Genomic DNA, 16,883 nt, shown 5'->3' with positions numbered 1-16,883 from the left:
GCTTTGACGTGTACCAGGGCACTTTTTGCTTCCCTTTGACCGGCCATCGCGTTGGTGTGCGGGGCTCAATCAGGCAAGGTGACCAGCGGCAAGCCGGCATAATTTTCCGCCACGGTGGTGCGGCCAGCATCGCTTTGCAGCAGATACGCCAGCTCGGCATCGCGGATGCGTGCAGTAAATGCATCTTCGCCCTCGAAGGTGTGCAGCAAACTGGTCATCCACCATGAGAAACGCTCGGCTTTCCACACCCGCTGCAATGCCAGCGCCGAATACTGCTGCAACACCGCCGCATCGCTGCACTGATGCCAGCGCGCGAACAGCTGGGCCAGCAAACCGACGTCGGCCAGCGCCAGATTCAAGCCCTTGGCGCCGGTCGGCGGCACGATATGCGCCGCATCGCCGGCCAGGAACAGCCGCCCGTATTGCATGGGCTCGGCAACGAAACTGCGCAGTGGCGCGATGCTCTTTTCGATCGATGCGCCGGTCACCAACTGCTCGCCGAGCGATGCCGGCAGGCGCGCGCGCAACTCCGCCCAGAACGCATGATCGTCCCACTGCGCAAGCTGCGTGCCGGTGGGCACTTGCAGGTAGTAACGGCTGAGGGTGGGCGAGCGCATCGAACACAGCGCAAAGCCGTGCGCGTGGCGTGCGTAGATCAGCTCCTCATGCACCGGCGGCACGTCGGCCAGCACCCCCAGCCACCCGAACGGATACACCCGCTCGAAGAGTTGCAGCCGCTCGGGCGGAATCGCCGCACGGCTGATGCCATGGAAGCCGTCGCAACCAACGATGTAATCGCAGCTCACGCGATGATGCTGCCCGCGCTGGGTGAATTCCACCGCCGGCTGCGCGCTGCTGATGTCGCACAGCGCCACGTCCTGCGCTTGATAGTAGCTGCGCAGCCCAGCGCGCTCGCGTGCCTGCATCAGGTCGAAGGTGATCTCGGTCTGCCCATAGACAGTCACGCTGCGCCCACCTGCGCGCTGCAGGTCGATGCGTTCGCGGCGGCCGTCCACGACCAGTTCGAACCCGCTGTGGCGCAGCCCTTCGCGCTGCAGGCGTGCGTCGACGCCGGCGTGCTGCAACAGCGCCACGCTGCCCTGCTCCAGCACGCCGGCGCGAATGCGTGAGAGCACGTGTTCAGGCGTCTGGCGCTCGATCAACACCGCATCGATGCCGACGTTCGCCAACAGCTGGCCCAGTAGCAGACCGGCAGGGCCGGCGCCGATGATGGCAACCTGGGTGCGCATACGGAGTTCCTACAGCGACGATGCGTTGCAGTGTCGGTAGCCATGCCGCCCGATTGAAGGGATGATTGCCGGCAGTGCTTGGACTTTTCGACGATGCCTACTCGCGTGCGTAATGTATCTGCGGCTGTAGCGGTTCCGGCGTTCGGCCTGTATGGCGAACACGGCGTGGCGGTGCCGGATCTGCTGCACTGGGAATCGATCGGTGCGCGCAGCCGGCTGCATGATTGGCGGATTGCGCCACACCGGCACGACGAACTGGCGCAGTTGCTCTATGTGCAACGTGGCCCGGCCACCGTGCATCTGGATGGCCGCACACAGCGCATCGGCGGTGCCACGGTGATCTGGTTGCCACCGATGTGCGTGCATGGCTTCAATTTCGATCCGCGGGTGCGCGGGCATATCGCCACGCTGTGCATGCCGCTGGTGCACGCCACCGTGCAGGGTGCGCCTGCGTTGCGTCAGGCGTTAGCGTCTCCCCAGCTACTTGCGGCTGGGCGCAGCCGCCCATTGCTCGATCTTGTCTTTGCCAGCCTTGCCGACGACCACGCGCGGCAACGCATCGGCCGCGAGGCGGCGATGCAGGCAGCGGCCGCGCAACTGCTGGTCTGGTGCGCGCGCACGGCGCTGGAAAAAGCCCACGACCACGCAATCACTGCTGCGCATGCGGACCCAGGCCTGCGGCATCTGCGCAGCTTCCAGGCCTTGATCGATGTGCACTACCGCGCGCATTGGTCCATTGCCCGCTATGCCGCGCAGGTGGGGCTCACCCCCGGGCACCTCAACGCGGTGTGCCAGCGCCTGGCCAACGCCTCGGCGCTGCAGTTGCTGCAACGCCGGCTCATGCTGGAAGCCCGGCGCAGCCTGCGCTACACCAGCATGAGCGTGCAGCAGGTGGCTGCCGACCTTGGATTTTTCGACGCTGCGTACTTCAGCCGGTTTTTCGCCCGGCACGCCGGCTGCTCCCCATCGCACTTCCGTGCGGCGGGGTAAGCCACCGGCCGGGCATCAGCCGCACACTCAGAACGGGTACTGCGGCACCGCGTGCTTGATCGTCAGCCATTGCCAGTGCATGTACTGCTCCCAATCGGCCGGCCCACCCACGCTGGTGCCGTTGCCCGAAGCGCCCGTGCCACCGAATGGATTGATGACCTCATCGGCCACGGTCTGGTCATTGATGTGCAGCAAGCCGGTGTGCAATTGCTCGCCCAGCACCATGGCGCGCGACACCGACGCCGACATGATGCCTGCCACCAGGCCGTATTCGCCGTGATTGGCCAGTACCGCGGCTTCTTCGTCGGTATCGAACACCGTGATGTTGATCACCGGGCCGAACACTTCCTCATCGAACACCCGCATGCCCGGGCGCGCGTTCGACAACACGGTCGCTGCATAGAACAGGCCGTCGTGGGTGGCGCCGGCTTCGACCACCGCGCCGGCGTCGATGCTGTCATCGACGATGTCCAGCACGCGCTGCAACTGGCGCTGGTCGATGATCGGGCCCAGCGCCACCGTGCCGCTGACCGGGTCACCCACCGGCAGGTGGCGTGCCTTGTCGGCCAGCAGTTTGGTCAGCGCGTCGGCCACGCCGCGTTGCACCAGCACACGGCCGGTGGCCATGCAGATCTGGCCTTGATGCAGGTATGCACCGAAGGCGATTGCCGATGCGGCGCGCTCCAGGTCGGCGTCGTCGAGCACGATCACTGCATTATTGCCACCGAGTTCCAGCGCCACCTTTTTCAGGTGACGGCCGGCGAGCTCGCCGATCCGGCGCCCGGCAGCGGTGGAGCCGGTGAAGGCAATCATCGGCACGTCCGGCGCTTCGACCAGGGCCTGGCCGATGTCGGCGCCGCCGTGCAGCACGTGCAGCAGCCCCTTGGGTAGTCCGGCTTCTTCGAGCACTTGAGCGATGATCACACCGCCGGTATACGGCGTGCGCGGGTCCGGCTTGAGGATCACCGCATTGCCCATCGCCAGCGCCGGTGCCACCGACCGCAGCGACAGGATCAGCGGGAAGTTGAACGGCGAAATCACCGCAATGATGCCCAGCGGCAAATGCCTGGCCAGGCTGAGCTGGCCTGCGGCGGTTGGCAGCACCTGGCCCATCGCCTGCAGCGGCAGCCCGGCCGCTTGCTGGTAGTAGGCAATCGCCTCGCTCACCTCACGCTCGGCCTTGGGCATGATGCCGCCGGTCTCGCGCGCGATCAGCAAGGTAGCCTCGGCGCGGTGCGCTTCCATCAGTTGCGCAGCGCGGTGGAACACCGCTGCACGCTCGCGCGGCGAGGTGGTTGCCCAGGCACGTTGGGCATGCTTGGCCTGCGCAATGGCGGCCTCCACATCGGATAGATCGGCCTTGCCGACCTCGTGCAACAGGCCGCCGGTGGCCGGCTCATGGATCTGCAGCGTGCCGCCGCTACCGGGAACCCAGTCGCCATTGAAGATACAGCCGTGCCACGCCGGTGTGGCGGTCGTGGGTGTCGCAATGCTGGGGAGCGCATGCATGGTCGAGCCTCCTGCTGGTTGGGGGTCCAAGGGGACTTACAAAGTGGTGGATGCCAGGCCGCCATCGACCGGCAAGGTGATGCCATTGATCCAGCGCGCGGCGTCCGATGCCAGGAACACGATCGCCTCGGCCACCTCGTCGGCATACGCGGGGCGTTGCATGCGTTTGGCGTCTTCCTGCACACGCTCGGCGCCAAGCATCGCGGCAAAGTCGCCCAGGATCGGGGTGAACACCGGCCCGGGCGAGACGTTGTTGACGCGTACGCCGTGATCGGCGAACCACGGCCACGATTGCAGCAAGGTCCACACGATCAGGGCTTCCTTGAAATACTGATAGCAGGTGTCGTGCGCAACCGGGTGCGCGGCCAGCCAAGCGCTGCCGTCGGCAAAACTGGCAGCGGCGGCCAGCTGCTTGTGCAGGTCCAGCCGCTGCGGCCATTCGGCGCCGAGAATCGATGCGACGTTGATGATGGCGCCGCCACGGCTGATGCGCGGCAGCAGCGCGTGGCTGAGGTGACGCAGGCCCAGGTAGTTGACCCGCGCCACCGCCTCCAGCGGCGCGGTGCCGGGGACGCCGGCCACATTGGCCAGCGCGTCGATCCGTTCCGGCAGTGCCTGCACCAGCGCATCGATCGCAGCGGGATCGCCCAAGTCGGCCTGATGGAAGCCGTGCAGGCTCATATGCACCGGCGTGCGATCGATGCCGATCACGGTTGCGCCTTCAAAGCGCGCCAGGCGCGCCACTTCCGCACCGATGCCCGATGCCACGCCGGTCACCACGATGGTCTTGTTCAACAAGCGCATTGCCTTCTCCGAAGTTGCCGGCATCACCGGCGCTAGAACACGTGGACGAACTGCACATTGAGGTTGCTGCCGGAGGCCGCGTTTTTGACCTCCACCTGCAGATAGAGATTGGCGAACAACAGGTTGTTGGCATCCACGCGCCAGGCACCGCCCGGGCCGGCATGGAACGCGGTCGGGCGACTGTTAGCCACGCGTTGGCCATTGCTGCGGTTGTCGCGCAAATGGATGAGGGAGTAGGCGTTGATGCCGACCCACACATCGCGCACCACCTCCCATGAGGTGGCGACGTTGATCCAGGCCGCATCGCCGGCCTGGCCATTGCGGAACGCAACGCCCTCGGGAAGATTGGGCCGGCGGTGGCTGCGCAAGGTGTCGATGTAGTTCAGGCGCGCACTGATCTCCCAATGCGGCGTGGGCAATGCGGTGACAGCGTAGTTGGGCACCAGCGGCCAGTACCCTGCGCCCGGATTGAGAGCGCGACGACCACTGAACGTGGATCGCAGTCTGGACTGGCGGATACGTGGTGTACTGCACGTGCCGTCGCGCGATGCGCGCGCGTGGTCGGTTACAGCGTGTCGAGGCGATCCAGGCGATCGAGCGCGCGCAGCAACGGCGCTTCGCTGGGGCCGAGCACCACACTGAGCTGCTGTTCCATGCCCAGCACCTCCGCTTCGGCCTGCGCCAGCAGGCTGGCCCCGGTGGCGGTCAAGGACAGATGCTGCATGCGACGGTCCTGGCGCCCACGCACCTGCCGCAGCAGGCGCCGCTTCACCAGACGGGCCACCACGATGGCCAGATTCGGCGCCGAGACATGCAGCACGTCGCCGATCTGGCGTTGATTGATGCCCGGGTTGCCGTCCACCAGCATCAGCAGCGAAAAGTCGACCGGCTTGAGGTCGAAGGCTGCCACGCAATCCTGGAACATGCGCCGCACCAGCAGCTCGGTGCGGGTGATGCGGTAGCCCAGCAACCGCAGCAGGCGCGCCTGGTCCACCGTGGCAACAGGATCGGGGAGCAGCACGGCGCTGGACGTGGCAGGCATGAGGATTCTCGCGACAAGGGCCATCACCGAACCAGGGAGCGGCGCGCCAGGCGCCTGCAACGCCGGCCCGCGACGTGAGCCGCATTGTAGACCTGGCGGGGCGTGCCGGTATCGCTTGCGTTGCGCGGTCAGCCTGCTGTGCCGACCACAGCGGCAGCGCGCCGGCCGCTGCAGTGCCCATGCTGGAGACCACGCACCGGCGCCGCACCGGCGGCGGGAAAGCGAAATGGTCCAGGTGCGGGTACGGCATGGGGATCCGGGCGCCAATGATTGCGTCCCGGAATAGTTATGCACCATAACTACATTGCCAAGCTGCAGCGCAGCATGGTCGCGCTCGCTAGGCTCCAAGCTGGCGGCCGCTGGTAGTGGTGAGCGCCCGTCCAGACGAGGCAAAGCCCTTGCTATGGCAAGCGCATGAGGGCGTGATCGCGCTGGCCGGGGAGGGCCAGGTGCATCGTGGCCTGCGACGGCAGCGCGGCCTGGCCGCCGGCAGTGCCGGGCTGGTGGCGCAAGGTGGACTCTTGGGACGCGCAGCAGCAGCGTCGCGCCGCTGCAGCATCCGGCCGGCGACGGCCGCAGAGCACGCTACAGGGGCGCGTGACGCACCAGACCCTGGAGGAGCGCGCCTGGGCGCGATGAAGCGCCACGCGGCTACCGGTTGCGCGCAAAGCTGATCCGGCACACGGCCCGGCGATCACTACCGCGCGAGCACCAGCAGCACCCTGCACAGCGTCAAACGTGCGAGAGGCCTTACGGCAGCCAGAGTTTCTCAAGATCGCGGAAGCCCCAATCAGTGGGGCTTTCCATCTGCACGATGCGGTCCTGGCACTCCGCACGCGACAGATCGATGTCCTGCACCAGCACGTGGCTGCGCAGCTTGGCCGAATAGAATACCCGTACCTTCGGCTTCAGCAAGGACTCGGCGGCCTGTTCGATCACCACCGCCAGCTTCTGCGACTCCAGCCGCACCAGCGAGCCCACCGGGTAGATGCCCAGCCGCCGTACGAATGCCTGGAACACCACCGGGTCGAAGTGACCGGTCCACGAGGCCATCCGCTTGAGCGATTCGGCCGGGTCCCAGCCGCGCTTGTAGGGCCGGTCAGAGCTGATCGCATCGTAGACATCGCACACCGCGCCCATGCGCGACATCAGCGAGATCTCTTCGCCTACCTGGCCCTTCGGGTAGCCACTGCCATCCATCTTTTCGTGGTGATGCATGGCGATTTCCAGCACCACCGCGTTCTGCACCCCGCCGGCCAACAACAGGCGATGGCCATCCAGCGGATGCCGGCGGATGACGTCCATTTCTTCGTCGGTGAGCTTGCCGGGCTTGTTGAGGATATCCAGCGGCGTCACCGCCTTGCCCATGTCGTGCAGCAGGCCGCCCATCGCCGCCTCCACCACCTGCGCATCGGGCAGGCCGAGCTGGCGCGCCAGCCCGCTCATCAGGCCGGCTACCGCCATCGAATGCAGGTAGGTGTAGTCGTCGGCGGTCTTGAGCCGCGCCACGCTGATCAAGGCCTGCGGATGGCGCAGCACCGAATCGTTGATCGCCTCCACCAGCGGCATCGCCGCCTCGGTGTCGACAGTGCGGCCCAGCCGCACGTCGCGAAACATTTCTTCCACCACGCTGCGGCCGTCTTCGAAGATGCGGCGCGCGCGCACCACTTCGGCCTCGATGCCCACCTTGGGCGCAACGTTAGCGGCGCGTGCGGCGCGTTCGACAGGCGCAGCCACTGGTGGTTCGGAGGCTGCAGGCGCGGGCGCCGGCGGAGCGGGCTCTTCCACTGCGGCGGGCGCAGCCGCTTCCACGTCCAGCCCACGTGCGGTGTCGATCACCAGCTGCTCGATGCGGCTGTCGTGGATCTTGCCCACGTCGTCGGCATCGACCAGGAAGGAGGTCTTCCAGAACGGATGGTGCACCCACGCGCCCAGCAGCTTGTAGACATACATGCCGGGGCGGAGTTGGTCGGAGTCGATGGTTCTGAGCATGCCGGCGCTGGTCTGCAAGTGGTCCGCATAGCGCCCACCACAGGCGTGGCGGGTCTGCGGAGTTATCGGCAGCCGCGCAGAATTCTTTGGACCGGGCGCAACCGCAGCCGCCTCGCCAACCGGCAATAGGCAATCGGCAACGCCCGCGGAGCGGTTCAGCGCTCCGGCAGGCGCATCGCCACCACCGCGGCAGCAGCGAACAACAACGGCACGCCGCAGGCCAGATACAACATGGCCGGCGACCACCCGGCATCCAGCAGCACCCCGGCGCACAGCGGCGAGGCAATCGCGCCCAGCCGCCCGATCCCGATCGACCAGCCCATGCCGGTGGAGCGCACCGCCGCGGTAAACACCACCGGCGCCACCGCATACAGCCCACCCATCGCTGCCGTCAGCGCGGCACCGGTCAGCAACGCGGTGGCAAATGCCCAACTCAGCACCGTGCTGCTCAACCCGAATGCGACCATCCCCACCGCCACCAGCACCAGTGCGCCGGCAGTGAGCCACGACAAGCGACCACGCAGGGCCAACCAACTGAACAGCGTGCCGCCCACAATGCCGCCCAGATTCAACAGCACCCCACCGGTGACACCTTGGCCAGCCGACAGGCCCGCGGTCACCAGCAGCTTGGGAGTCCAGCTGAGCACGAAGTAGAACGCGAACATCAACAAGAAAAATGCCAGCGCGATCAACAGCGATTGCCGCCGCAGCGCACCTACGAACAGGGCCGCATACCCCTGCACCTGCCCGGCCGCCTGCGCAGGTGGCAGCGGCAACTGCGAATGCGGCGGCATCCCCATGCGTGCCAGCACCGCATTGAAGCGCGCCTGCGCATTGGGCGGCCGGCGGGCGATCAGGAACTCCAGCGATTCGGGCAAACAGGCCAGCACCAGCGGGACGCAGAGCAACGCGCCGAACGCGCCAAGCCAGAACACCGATGGCCAGGACCAGTGTTGCAACAGCAGCGCGGCGATCACGCCCCCAATCGTCGCCCCGACCGGGTAACCGGTGGCCTGCAGCACCGTCGCCGTGCTGCGCCAACGTGCAGTGGAATATTCGGCGGCAGTGACCGCCACGCAGGCCAGCATGCCGCCGATGCCGACACCGGTGAACGCCCGCAGTGCGCCCAGCTGCCAGGCATTGCCTGCCAGTGCGGATGCGCCCATGCCGACAGTCAGGATGGCCAGACACACCAGGATCAGCGCACGGCGGCCGATGCGGTCTGCCCACGGCGCCAGCACCAGCGAGCCGACGGCCATGCCGACCAGCCCGGCACTGAACAGCGCTCCCAGCAGCTTCCCGGACAACTGCCAGTCGGCCGACACGTGCGGGGCGGTGAACGCCATCGCCATCACGTCGAAGCCGTCGAGCATCGTCAGCAGCACGCACACCGCCACGGCCCTCCACTGGAACGGCGTCATGCGCTCCAGAACAAAGTGCGCGGAAGTTGGCGTGCTTTGAAGCATTGGCGTGTCCTGTGAGGGGGCTGATATGGCGCAGCGGTGGCACGGGTGCATCCACGCTGCGCGATGGGACAACGCGCGGACGCACCCTCGAAAACCGTGTGTGTTGCGACAGACGCAACCGATACGTCGCAATGGCCTGCACGCTAGGCCGATTACGGATGTCGTTCAAGGCCAATCCCCGCAGTGGTGTGCGCTTATCGGATGCAGACCCAATGAGCTTCGCTTGCGCAGCGCCAGGTTCGGATGTGGTGTCTGCATTGTGTGGTGCGCCTCAAGGCGAGGAGCACGACGGGCAATCAGGTCCTGCGCGGTGGCATCGTTCGTCGCCGCATCGCTACCGCGTTAGCTGTTCGAGATCGCTCTGACGCGCGTGTGGGGTGATTGTCCGCACTGTCGCGCTACCTTGCGCAACGCACGTGTCGGCGAATAGCAACGCGACAGCGATCCATGCGACTTAGAGCGGCTGACAAAACGGGGCGAACAATCGTCAGGTGGTTATGAACTAAGTGCTCAGAATCAGAGCGTACGAGCGGCACATGCCGATTCCGCTAACCGGACGCGCCCGCCTGGCGGTCGCGCACTAGTTTTGTCAGGTGTTCCTGACCATGCACGCATCGTGGTTAGCGGACGCGCTGCGTCCCCCCGTCAGATCGCCGGATACACCGCATGCCAAGCAACAGCACCGCATATGACTTCAAACGCGCGACTCACTTGCAGCGATACACACAGCTTCACCCAACACGCATCGAGATGCACCGCTTCCAAGCATCCACACCCCGTATCCATGCCATCGGCATCATCGCGCAGCACCGCCGCAGCAACACGCACCGCACAGGTATCATCCACCTGTGCCCGCAGTTGGCGGCACGCTAACTTGCCGGAGAGTGCCGTGACCCCCATTCGCCCGTTTCTGGAACACACCCCGCAGCTGGGCGCGCGCGTCTATGTCGACCCGGCCTGCACCATCATCGGCAAGGTGCAGCTGGGCGACGACGTGTCGGTATGGCCGGGCACGGTGATTCGTGGCGACGTCAACTCTGTGCAGATCGGCGCGCGCACCAACGTGCAGGATGGCACCATCATCCATGTCAGCCACCACAGCCCGTTCAACAAGGGCGGCTACCCGACCGTGATCGGCGAAGACGTCACCGTGGGCCACGGCACCATCCTGCATGCCTGCACCATCGAAGACCTGTGCCTGATCGGCATGGGCGCCTGCGTGCTCGATAACGCCACCATCAAACGCTACGGCTTTGTCGGTGCCGGCGCGGTGGTGGGCCCGGGCAAGGTGGTTGGCGAAGCGGAATTGTGGCTGGGCAATCCGGCCCGGCTGGCGCGCCGCCTCAGCGACCAGGAGATCGAAAGCCTGCATTATTCGGCGCAGCATTATGTGCGGCTCAAGGACCAGTATCTGGGCGCGGCCAGCGCGGGCTGACCCGTTGTCTGCCATGTGAACGCGTGGCAAAATCGGCGGCCTGCGGCGTGGGGACGCTGCCATCGAATGGATTCGACCTGCATGCACACCACCGTTGTCCTGCGCGGCCTGCTGGCCGCTTGCCTGCTTGTCGCAAGCCCGCTGCTGTTCGCCATCCCGGCCGATGCTGTCGACGAAGCGCAAGTGCTGGCTGCGCTGCAGTACCGCGACGGCCACATCGCCGTGCCGCAGGCCAAGGCGCATTTCGATCTGGACCCGGCCTTCCGCTATCTGGACAAGGCCGACACGCGCCGTGTGCTCGAACAGCTGTGGGGCAACCCGCCCGACGACAGCGTGCTGGGCATGATCGTGCCGCGCACGCCTGCGCTGGATGCACCAGACAGCTGGGCGGTGGTGGTGACCTATAGCGATGAGGGCTATGTGTCCGACGAGGACGCCGCCAAGATCGACTACAGCGAACTGCTGGCCGACATGCAGAAAGGCACCGCCGAAGACAACGCTGCGCGGCGCGAACAGGGCTACGGCACGGTCGACCTGCTCGGCTGGGCAGTACCGCCGCGCTACGACGCCGGCAGCAAGAAGCTCTACTGGGCCAAGGAGCTGCGCTTCGACGGCGCCCAGCAGCACACGCTCAACTACGACATCCGCGTGCTGGGCCGTAGCGGCTATCTCAGCCTCAACGCCGTCGCCGGCATCGGCCAGCTCGACCAGGTGCGTCAGGGCATGCAGCAACTACTGCCGATGGCCGAGTTCGACCAGGGCGCGCGCTATGCCGACCACAACCCCTCCACCGACAAGATTGCCAGCTATGGCCTGGCCGGCCTGATAGGCGGCGGCCTGGCGGCCAAGGCCGGGCTGTTCGCCAAGCTGGGCCTGCTGCTGGCCAAGGGCTGGAAGCTGGTGCTGTTCGGCGTGCTGGCGCTGGGCGCCGGCATCAGGCGGGTGTTCGCCGGTCGCAAGGCGAACGGCAACGGTTGAACGCGGGGCTGGCGCTGCTTCGCCGTCCTGCATCGGCTATGTGGCTTGGCAGATGTTTCCCGCCTGCCGCGCTGTGAAGCGCGATAGTCGCTGGTGGCACTGCGCTGTGCGGCAATGGTCAGGCTGGCCGGCTGGCATCCGTGCAAGTGCCGGCCCAAGAAGGCTGCCTGGTCACCGCGCCCGGCCCCGGCGAGGATGCAACGCATGCGGCAACAACGCCGCGCTGCATGCGGCGCCTAGGTTGGCATGTCCATCAGAGCCACGCGCCGCTCGATCACATCGCTGCCAGCTTTGCCCGGATTGACATGGAACGCGCAAAGCGGCGCAGCTAAGCCGCAGCGACCCCTGCAGTTCCAGCGCGGCGCTCCAGTCAGCCGTGCGCAACACGACGCGCCTTACATTCAAGGCGCTGTCGCGCGCTCCAGGGCGGCGAGCATCGCCAGCGCCTGCGTCCGCGAGCTGCCGCACATCTCCAATGAAGGACGCAGGCTGGCGCAGACCGCCGGGCGGCTCGGCTGCCCGAACAGGCGGCAGCCCCACTGCGCATCCAGCTGCACGCACGGCACACCGGCCGGCTTGCCGTGCGGCATGCCCGGAATCGGCGAACTGATGGACGGGGCAATGCAGCACGCGGCACAGCCGGAGCGGCACGAAAGGGTGGAGGTCATGCGCACAGTCTAAGAGCAGCTATCAAAAAACTACTGCGCAGCCGCCAGGCGGGCGCGGCCGGTGCTCGGAATCGGCATGTACCCACGTACACTCCGGTTCCTCCGCGCCGTCCGCACCCACCTGACAACTGCTCGCTACGTTTTGTTAGCCACTCTAAACCGCGGCCGCTCGCGCGCAGTTGCGAGTGCCTGCGCTATTGCTGCACATGGATGAACCGTTTGGCGCAGCGGGATGGCGTGCTCGACGTTTGATGTCATCGCCCCAGTGGCAGTCACGTTTGGCCGCCTGTTCACCCGGCAGCTGCGTGCTACCGTGCGAGATCACCGGAACGCGCCGCGACGGTTGCAGCAGCAACAGTCCTGGCGCGGTCTAATTGCCAGCCATCGCTCGCTCACGTTGTCGATCCCGCCATGCCCGAATACCGCTCCAAGACCTCCACCCACGGCCGCAACATGGCGGGCGCCCGCGCACTCTGGCGCGCCACCGGCATGAAGGATGGCGATTTCCACAAGCCGATCATTGCCATCGCCAATTCGTTCACGCAGTTCGTGCCCGGGCATGTGCACCTGAAGGATCTTGGGCAACTCGTGGCACGTGAGATCGAACGTGTCGGCGGCGTAGCCAAGGAGTTCGACACCATCGCCGTGGACGACGGTATCGCGATGGGCCACGACGGCATGCTGTATTCGCTGCCCAGCCGCGAGATCATCGCCGACTCGGTCGAATACATGGTCAACGCGCATTGCGCCGACGCGCTGGTGTGCATTTCCAACTGCGACAAAATCACCCCCGGCATGTTGATGGCCGCGCTGCGGCTCAATATTCCCACCGTGTTCGTCTCCGGCGGCCCGATGGAAGCCGGCAAGACCAAATTGTCCGAACATAAACTCGATTTGATCGACGCAATGGTCATCGCCGCCGACGACAGCGCCTCCGATGAAAAGGTGGCCGAGTTCGAACGCAGCGCTTGCCCCACCTGCGGCTCGTGCTCGGGCATGTTCACCGCCAACTCGATGAACTGCCTGACCGAAGCACTGGGCCTGTCGTTGCCGGGCAACGGCACCGTCGTAGCCACGCACGCCGACCGCGAGCAGCTGTTTCTGCGCGCCGGACGCGTGGCGGTGGAGCTGTGTCACCGCTGGTACGGCGGCGAAGATCCCACAGCCCTGCCGCGCGGCATCGCCACCTTCGAAGCCTTCGAAAACGCGATGACGCTGGATATCGCCATGGGCGGCTCGACCAACACCATTTTGCATCTGCTCGCCGCCGCGCAGGAAGGCGAAGTGCCGTTCGGCATGCAGGATATCGACCGCCTGTCCAAGCGCGTGCCGCAGCTGTGCAAGGTCGCGCCGAACACGCCGAAGTACCACATCGAAGACGTGCATCGCGCCGGCGGCATCATGGCCATCCTCGGCGAACTGGCACGCGGCGGCCTGCTGCACACCAACGCGGCCACGGTGCACGCACGCACGCTGGCCGACGCCATCGCGCAATGGGATGTCACCCAGACCGACGCGGAAGCGGTGCACACCTTCTACAAGGCCGGCCCGGCCGGCATCCCCACCCAGATTGCCTTCAGCCAGGCCACGCGTTGGGACACGTTGGACACGGACCGCAGCGAAGGCTGCATCCGCGATGTCGCCCACGCGTTCTCGCAGGAGGGCGGCCTGGCCGTGCTGTACGGCAATATCGCCCGCGACGGCTGCGTGGTGAAGACCGCGGGCGTGGACGAATCCATTCACGTCTTCGAGGGCAATGCCCGCGTCTACGAAAGCCAGGATTCGGCGGTCAAAGGCATCCTCGCTGACGAAGTGAAAGCCGGCGATATCGTGGTGATCCGCTACGAAGGCCCCAAGGGCGGCCCCGGCATGCAGGAAATGCTCTACCCCACCAGCTATCTCAAATCCAAGGGCCTGGGCAAGCAATGCGCCCTGCTTACCGATGGCCGCTTCTCCGGCGGCACCTCGGGCCTGTCGATTGGCCACGCCTCGCCGGAAGCCGCCGCAGGCGGCGCAATCGGCCTGGTGCGCGATGGCGACAAGATCCTGATCGACATTCCTAACCGCTCGATCAACCTACTGATCTCGGACGAGGAACTTGCTCTTCGTCGCGCAGAGCAGGATGCCAAGGGCTGGAAGCCGGTGGAGGTGCGCCCGCGCAAGGTCACCACGGCGTTAAAGGCGTATGCGTTGCTGGCGACCAGCGCGGATAAGGGTGCGGTGCGGGATAAAGCGTTGCTGGACGGCTAGGGCCAGCGAATACGACGTGGCGAGGCATGCATGCACGCCTCTCTTCGCGCGAGAGCACCGCAGGAATGCGCCTCGGCCGCTTGGCACGCACCAGATTTCCATCCACGGCAGCTCGATGCGCAGAACCTCGCGATAAAGAAATAACAGCGTTGCCAATGCCTGGTTCTGCATCCCCGCAGACACCTGCCCGTCGATCGCCAGCCGGGTCAGGAAGGCCTCGACGTCCGCCTGCTCCATCTGCCTCGGATGCCGCTTGCCGTTAGCCAGGATGAAACGCCGGATCCAACTTACGTACGCCTGCTCGGTGCGCACGCTGTAATGCCGCACGCGCAAGCGGTCGCGCACCTGATCCAGGCGCCTGATCGAAGGGCGTGCTGTTACGCCTTCGTTTTTCTGGCTGTCTCATCCGCCTGCGTCCTTGCTGGATAACGCCAAAAACATCCGTATGGTCGCGTCGGCTTGCCATCGTGCGACCCCGTGATTGCGGCTAGGAGTTCCTCCTTTTACAAAATTCTTGCAATCGAAGATACTCGCTGCGGCACCGCCTTTTGGCGGTCCGATAGTAGTTAGGGGGCATAGGAGGTTCCGTGATTACTCACCCAATACACGTAAGTGCTCGACAGTACCGAGGCAACGATCCGAAGAGACTTCGCAAGCACTCAGAAGAGTCTTCTGCTGCAATGGCGCTTGAGCGTTTGATCAACGGGATGCTTCTCGCGCAGGAGCGACCAGTTCAGATCTACCTGTACTACGACATTGCACGCGCCTCTGGCTACCCAATTGAGTTGGTACGCAAACTTTGCTTCGCAATTGACTGCGGAGGCAACGGTTTCACCGCCATCAAGCCGGGCATGACGTACGAGGAGGCAATGAGTGCGCACAGTGCCGCCTAACAGTTCATTCAAGCCGACGCTGCTTCGCGTCGCGGCTCAATTCAGGCATTAGGCAACATGAACAAGATTGCCGCCCAGCAATTCGCAGCAATGAGCGCGCCAATGCTTCGGCTTACAGAAGCAAGGTACCTGTTTGATCAGTTCAAATCCGCACGTAACGCAGAGCCCAACCAAGGCCTGTTCCTGCTCACGGTGTACTTCGATGCCTTCTTGTTCTGCTTTATATCCATCGAGGAGATGGTCGACACCGCAACACGTGACAAGTTGCGGGCCATTCCATCATTCACGTTCTTCAAGGCGCTTCGCAACATAGCGACACATCACAGCGTTCTTTCCGGAGTCAAGGGGAAGTTCGCCAGACCAATCTCCCGCATTGTCTCTGTTGGCGTTGGCTGTAATGTCGAGTTCTCGGAGCAATTCTTTTTGCTGCCAGAAAAACTTAGAGCCATATTCGACGCAGTCCTGCAGGAGCGTCCTGGCGAGAAGCGGACAATCGAGGCAGCGCGGAGCTACCTGTCGCAACTTGAAAATACTGGCAAGCAAATTATGCTCGTGGATCTGACTCAGGCAGTAGTCTCGGAAGTTGAGCCGCACGTTGCCTAGGAATTCATTCAAGCCGAAGCCGCTTCGCGGCCCGGCTTAACTCAGGTGTTAGGCGCTGCCAAAAAATTGGAATCAATCCGCATGAAGAGCATCCTTTCACTCCTTGCTGGCTTATTTTGCACTAGCGCATTTGCGCAAGATCCAGCCCAAGGGCGCGTTCAACTTGAACTCACCGATACAATGTCTGGGGTTCAGGACAGGAGCACCATTGCTGCCTCTTGTGCCAAAGTTGCAGACGCCGCGGTGAGTGCACATGCGGCCGGGAAACTTTCAGAAGTTATCAACCAAGCCGCAAAGGCAAAGCAAACCGGCTCCAGCGACGACCCTTACTTCAACAGTCTTGTTCGCAGCTATAGCTTCGACCCAAGAGATGATTTTATTTTCTCGGCCCTCTTCTTCTCTCAGCTGAATATAAAGTTGCTAGAGCAAAAGCAACCTTATCAAAGTGGGCTTGAGTCACTATACAAGGCATACGTAGCTGCTTCTTGTGCGCAAGTGGCCAAGATCAGCAGGAGCGACAAGTCATGAATCATGCGCCTAACAATTCATTCAAGCCGAACTGGCTTCGCCAGTCGGCTTAATTCAGGTGTTAGACCTCATGACTATCGACATCGACAAACTGACCGAGGCCGAGCTCATCGACCTCAATCATCGGATTGTTGAGAGACTTCGCTTCATGCAGCAAGCGCGAGCTCACGCAACTATGCTCCGCTTCAGCATTGGTGATCGCGTCACGTTTGAGCCGGACATGCGAGGGCCGGTTTATGGCGTTATCGTTCGCTACAACAAAAAATCGGTCTCCGTGCTTACGGATGACGGTCAACGTTGGAATGTAGCGCCTGGTCTTCTACGTCCAGCATCAATAAAGGGCACTAAGCATTCGTCTTCTGGCAACGTTGTCGCTTTGCCTCGCAAACCGCATAATGAAGCCTAACAATTCATTCAAGTCGACGCTGCTTCGCGGCGCGGCTTAATTCAAGCGTTACGCCTCAGAGGAGAGTGC

16 protein-coding genes, 2 other RNA genes and 2 pseudogenes are annotated in these 16,883 nt (G+C 64.4%); 9 read left to right on the top strand and 11 right to left on the bottom strand.

The features are described from left to right. Positions 1-65 precede the first annotated feature (65 nt). Positions 66-1,250, bottom strand: a complete 1,185-nt coding sequence (gene pobA / locus ACD584_RS02280; protein ID WP_076037399.1) for a 4-hydroxybenzoate 3-monooxygenase — start codon at positions 1,248-1,250, stop codon at positions 66-68. Between the two features lie 93 nt (positions 1,251-1,343). On the opposite strand from pobA, the gene ACD584_RS02275 reads away from it, so the two are divergent. Beyond that, a complete protein-coding gene (locus ACD584_RS02275) occupies positions 1,344-2,240 on the top strand; it encodes a helix-turn-helix domain-containing protein (RefSeq protein WP_076037400.1) in 897 nt (298 codons plus the stop codon). A 27-nt stretch (positions 2,241-2,267) separates the two neighbouring features. Here the strand turns inward: ACD584_RS02275 and ACD584_RS02270 are convergent, their stop codons facing one another. From ACD584_RS02270 to ACD584_RS02235, 8 genes and pseudogenes are all read right to left on the bottom strand, one after another. After that, positions 2,268-3,749, bottom strand: coding sequence for a benzaldehyde dehydrogenase (locus tag ACD584_RS02270; protein ID WP_175611723.1), 1,482 nt, complete (start codon positions 3,747-3,749; stop codon positions 2,268-2,270). 36 nt (positions 3,750-3,785) lie between these two features. Beyond that, complete coding sequence (locus ACD584_RS02265) at positions 3,786-4,553, bottom strand: coniferyl-alcohol dehydrogenase (RefSeq protein ID WP_011035607.1); 768 nt, start codon at positions 4,551-4,553, stop codon at positions 3,786-3,788. A 32-nt stretch (positions 4,554-4,585) separates the two neighbouring features. After that, positions 4,586-5,044: pseudogene (locus ACD584_RS02260) on the bottom strand (transporter); the annotation flags it as partial. 74 nt (positions 5,045-5,118) lie between these two features. After that, positions 5,119-5,595 (bottom strand): MarR family winged helix-turn-helix transcriptional regulator, encoded by a 477-nt coding sequence (locus ACD584_RS02255; RefSeq protein ID WP_011035605.1) that lies wholly within the window; start codon positions 5,593-5,595, stop codon positions 5,119-5,121. 750 nt (positions 5,596-6,345) lie between these two features. Beyond that, positions 6,346-7,587, bottom strand: coding sequence for an HD-GYP domain-containing protein (locus ACD584_RS02250; protein WP_040942204.1), 1,242 nt, complete (start codon positions 7,585-7,587; stop codon positions 6,346-6,348). A 155-nt stretch (positions 7,588-7,742) separates the two neighbouring features. Beyond that, the gene (locus ACD584_RS02245; RefSeq protein WP_076037402.1) at positions 7,743-9,053 is read right to left on the bottom strand and encodes an MFS transporter; all 1,311 of its coding nucleotides are present in this window, start codon (positions 9,051-9,053) and stop codon (positions 7,743-7,745) included. Between the two features lie 461 nt (positions 9,054-9,514). Further along, a non-coding RNA gene (locus ACD584_RS02240) (sX9 sRNA) lies at positions 9,515-9,591 on the bottom strand. A 107-nt stretch (positions 9,592-9,698) separates the two neighbouring features. Continuing rightward, a complete protein-coding gene (locus ACD584_RS02235) occupies positions 9,699-9,953 on the bottom strand; it encodes a hypothetical protein (RefSeq protein ID WP_175611725.1) in 255 nt (84 codons plus the stop codon). Here ACD584_RS02235 and ACD584_RS02230 point away from each other — a divergent pair. Together ACD584_RS02230 and ACD584_RS02225 are read left to right on the top strand one after the other, a co-directional pair. Further along, positions 9,943-10,488, top strand: a complete 546-nt coding sequence (locus ACD584_RS02230) for a gamma carbonic anhydrase family protein (RefSeq protein ID WP_019237180.1) — start codon at positions 9,943-9,945, stop codon at positions 10,486-10,488. The genes ACD584_RS02235 and ACD584_RS02230 overlap by 11 nt on opposite strands. 81 nt (positions 10,489-10,569) lie before the next feature. Next, the gene (locus ACD584_RS02225; RefSeq protein ID WP_070694203.1) at positions 10,570-11,466 is read left to right on the top strand and encodes a DUF2167 domain-containing protein; all 897 of its coding nucleotides are present in this window, start codon (positions 10,570-10,572) and stop codon (positions 11,464-11,466) included. A gap of 401 nt (positions 11,467-11,867) precedes the next feature. Here ACD584_RS02225 and ACD584_RS02220 read toward each other — a convergent pair whose 3' ends face one another. Beyond that, entirely contained in the window at positions 11,868-12,134 is a 267-nt protein-coding gene (locus ACD584_RS02220) for a YkgJ family cysteine cluster protein (RefSeq protein ID WP_076037943.1), read from the bottom strand. Positions 12,135-12,210: 76 nt separating this feature from the next. Between ACD584_RS02220 and ACD584_RS02215 the strand changes: the two genes are divergently transcribed. Next, a non-coding RNA gene (locus tag ACD584_RS02215) (sX9 sRNA) lies at positions 12,211-12,285 on the top strand. A 260-nt stretch (positions 12,286-12,545) separates the two neighbouring features. Further along, complete coding sequence (gene ilvD, locus ACD584_RS02210; RefSeq protein WP_076037404.1) at positions 12,546-14,384, top strand: dihydroxy-acid dehydratase; 1,839 nt, start codon at positions 12,546-12,548, stop codon at positions 14,382-14,384. A 40-nt stretch (positions 14,385-14,424) separates the two neighbouring features. Here the strand turns inward: ilvD and ACD584_RS02205 are convergent. Further along, a pseudogene (locus ACD584_RS02205) lies at positions 14,425-14,747 on the bottom strand (phage integrase N-terminal SAM-like domain-containing protein); the annotation flags it as partial. A gap of 224 nt (positions 14,748-14,971) precedes the next feature. Between ACD584_RS02205 and ACD584_RS02200 the strand changes: the two are divergent. The 4 genes from ACD584_RS02200 to ACD584_RS02185 all read left to right on the top strand — a co-directional run bounded on the left by ACD584_RS02200 (position 14,972) and on the right by ACD584_RS02185 (position 16,814). Further along, positions 14,972-15,277, top strand: coding sequence for a hypothetical protein (locus tag ACD584_RS02200; protein WP_139328403.1), 306 nt, complete (start codon positions 14,972-14,974; stop codon positions 15,275-15,277). 57 nt (positions 15,278-15,334) lie between these two features. Further along, on the top strand, positions 15,335-15,880 hold the full coding sequence (locus ACD584_RS02195; protein WP_076037405.1) for a hypothetical protein: 546 nt from the start codon (positions 15,335-15,337) through the stop codon (positions 15,878-15,880). A gap of 81 nt (positions 15,881-15,961) precedes the next feature. Then, positions 15,962-16,408: a hypothetical protein gene (locus tag ACD584_RS02190; protein WP_139328404.1), complete on the top strand. Its 447-nt coding sequence runs from the start codon at positions 15,962-15,964 to the stop codon at positions 16,406-16,408. 70 nt (positions 16,409-16,478) lie between these two features. Further along, positions 16,479-16,814 carry a hypothetical protein gene (locus ACD584_RS02185; RefSeq protein WP_076037944.1) on the top strand — a complete coding sequence of 112 codons (336 nt, stop codon included), beginning with the start codon at positions 16,479-16,481 and terminating at the stop codon, positions 16,812-16,814. The last annotated feature ends 69 nt before the right edge of the window (positions 16,815-16,883 follow it).

The sequence above is a fragment of the Xanthomonas sp. NCPPB 2922 genome, from assembly GCF_041520885.1.
In the GTDB taxonomy this organism is placed as follows: domain Bacteria; phylum Pseudomonadota; class Gammaproteobacteria; order Xanthomonadales; family Xanthomonadaceae; genus Xanthomonas; species Xanthomonas campestris.
The sequence above is the reverse complement of the archived record's forward strand: the minus strand, read 5'-3'. Positions and strand labels throughout refer to the sequence as shown.